Source organism: Planktothrix sp. FACHB-1355 (genome assembly GCF_014748295.1).
In the GTDB taxonomy this organism is placed as follows: domain Bacteria; phylum Cyanobacteriota; class Cyanobacteriia; order Cyanobacteriales; family Aerosakkonemataceae; genus Aerosakkonema; species Aerosakkonema funiforme_A.
In genome coordinates, this window is record NZ_JACJUP010001016.1 from 1 (window position 1) to 2,622 (window position 2,622).

General features: G+C 46.1%; 5 protein-coding genes. All 5 read right to left on the reverse strand.

Going from position 1 to position 2,622, the window contains the following annotated elements; all coding sequences use genetic code 11:
- Positions 1–179: 179 nt before the first annotated feature.
- Complete coding sequence (locus H6S82_RS28335) at positions 180–746, reverse strand: DUF4040 domain-containing protein (protein ID WP_190464121.1); 567 nt, start codon at positions 744–746, stop codon at positions 180–182.
- Positions 739–1,017: a monovalent cation/H(+) antiporter subunit G gene (locus tag H6S82_RS28340; RefSeq protein WP_190464120.1), complete on the reverse strand. Its 279-nt coding sequence runs from the start codon at positions 1,015–1,017 to the stop codon at positions 739–741. Before H6S82_RS28340 ends, H6S82_RS28335 begins: the two co-directional genes overlap by 8 nt.
- On the reverse strand, positions 1,014–1,265 hold the full coding sequence (locus H6S82_RS28345; protein ID WP_190464161.1) for a hypothetical protein: 252 nt from the start codon (positions 1,263–1,265) through the stop codon (positions 1,014–1,016). Before H6S82_RS28345 ends, H6S82_RS28340 begins: the two co-directional genes overlap by 4 nt.
- Positions 1,265–1,648 (reverse strand): Na+/H+ antiporter subunit E, encoded by a 384-nt coding sequence (locus H6S82_RS28350; protein WP_190464119.1) that lies wholly within the window; start codon positions 1,646–1,648, stop codon positions 1,265–1,267. Before H6S82_RS28350 ends, H6S82_RS28345 begins: the two co-directional genes overlap by 1 nt.
- A partial coding sequence (locus tag H6S82_RS28355) for a cation:proton antiporter (protein WP_191057114.1) occupies positions 1,633–2,622 on the reverse strand: 990 nt, incomplete at its 5' end. The genes H6S82_RS28350 and H6S82_RS28355, both read right to left, overlap by 16 nt.

Here is a 2,622-nt window from a genome sequence, read left to right on the forward strand (position 1 = left end):
AGAAGTCTGGGGGCAATGCATCGAGATGCTGCATGAGGGGCTGGGTCAGAGTGGCCGCTTCCAGCGCTGGGTCACGCTGATGATCGTGCCCTTCGAGCTATCGAAGCCGAGCGATGCGTTTGGTAATACCAGCATTTTGATATAAAATGCTATTCCTGCTGCAATGTAGACCCATTTCATCAATGTTTCTCCCCGGAATTTGATGCACTAACATAAGTCAAGCTGGTAGCAGGTGTGGAAAGTTCGCTTTGCACGATCTCATAAAGACGTTGCAGCCTAGTTACAGTTTGATAAGGTTGTTTTTCTTTGTCCTCATCCACCAATTGCGTAGCGCAGATAGTGTGAACTTCTTTTGCCATGAGCGCCCGATGCAACTGTTCCCTATCCATGTACGGGACTAGCTCAACACGCATATAATGTTTGCGAAAAATGCTGCGTAACTCATCCATTATTTCCCCAAAAGAGCGATCGCGATCGCCTTCCATCAACTCATCTTTCAGCACACCCAAACGCATCACTAGGGAAGAACGCACCGCCACCGCATAGAGGGTAATTGCCAGCATCGTCCCCACCAAAGCTTCCGTCAAAGCTACATCCGGCGCTCCTAAAATTGCATATAACATTGCCGATATTGCACCCAGTATGCCCCGAATTACCAAAGCATCGTAGGGATTAACCTGAAGCACTACCATAAAAGCAGCCAAAGGCAGTAGGGCAGTGATCGCATAAACATAGCTATCATTCATATTTCTGTTCTCCACTGGCACAGTATGCCAACACATATCCCAACATCGTATTCCACAGTGCCAAACAGATAATGGCGAGGAGCAACAAAGGCCATTCTCTGGGTCTTTTCAGCAAAAGTCCAAACATAATACTCATCGATCCAAGAGTATCTGCAACTGAAAGACTGTGCAGTTTGAATAAGACCGATCGCTGAGTGAGGAGGTGAGAAGTTCCCCAAAACGAGAAGAAAATTCCTATACCTATGCAGGTATAACTCAATAGGTCAATCATGCTTCCCCGATCCTCTTGATGATTTGTGCTAGTAACATTAAGGCGGCATTACCTACAGTTAGGATCATCACGCCGACAATCCCGATCATCCAATCATCGCGCAATACAGAGACAAACAATATTGTAATTGCCGCCTTGGTCGAGATACTGCCAAAGGCCAACATTCTTCGCCAGATATCCTCATTCTTCCAGGCATCGTAGATGGGAATTAGCAATGCCAGAATCATGGCAATTAAGAACAAGTTCATCATAAATTTTTCCTCCGGCGAACCCGGTGTACTTCGTACCAGCCATCTTCGCGGTATTTCAAAACAATTGTTTTGGGTGTAAAGGTGATTAAGAATATATCCAAAAATACCAGTCCTGGTGTACGTCGCGGTTCGACTCGTTCGAGGACGACATCTTCGTAGTTATGGGGACGAAAGATGATATCGAATGCCTCAATATACGCTTGAGGAATCGCCACTACAATCTTACCCAGCACACTCAGCCAATCGTCTAACGCTCCAGGGGATTTGTAGCTGAAGGGCAATAAGATGGCTATGTGGATACCCAGGAAGATATTTATCCAACTAAAATCAGCAGTGAGCAAAAACCAAATCAGTAATCGCAATATTAAATCCCCAGCCATGCAAACCCCATCCAAAAAAGTAGAATCAAAATCAGACTCATAAAACCGACCAAATCGTCAAATTTCTCTCCGAAACGCGGCAACTTAATTTTTGAGTGTTTAAAAATTAACAAGTATGCCAGCCATCCTAGAGCGATCGTCGCTAGTGGTTTGATGATATTCTCAAAAGAATAGGCTTTGTAGTAGACAACATTTGCGCCGATCAGTCCACCAATTAGCACTATCATCGCCAACCAAAAACCGGGACGAAGATTTGATTTTTCTTCTTGCTTTTGATGAGGCAAAAAGATGAATTTGGCAAACGATATGGCAGTTCCCAGTGCGGCAATATTCATACCGATAACTTGCCAGGGAACTAGATTTTTCATCGTCAAAACCTTCGCCCCAAAGCCGGATAATAGGGGAAAACCGGATATGGAGAAACTCGCTGCTACTAGGGCGATCCAAATTGGGGTATCGATCGGCGTATGTTGCAGTTCTTTCAGATTTCGACTCGGTAAAACTCCGGCGATTAAAAAGAGGGCTGATTTGACCAAACCGTGTGTCAGTGCGTAAAAGCCGCCCACTTCCGGCGCAGCGAGGACAAAGCCTAACTGGGAAACGGTGTGAAACGCCAGCATTCGCTTGCTATCCTTTTCAAACACGGCGTAGAACACGCCTAGCAGGGCTGTAGCAACGCCAAAGAACCTGACAATGGGATCGATCTCATCCAAAACCAACGCGCAACGCACGATCGGAAATATGCCACTTTTGACGACAATTCCCGACAGGAAAGCCGATACTGGCGTTTCCGATTCCGAGTGGGTCATGGGTAGCCACAAGCCGGATACAAATATCCCGCCTTTTACCAATAGTCCTAGAAAAATGAGGGCAAGTGCTTCTGGAGGCGATCCCCGCAAACCTGCAAAGGCGAAGGAATGATGCGCTTGATAAACCAGCACTGCGCCAATTAGATAAAACAGCATGGCGACGTT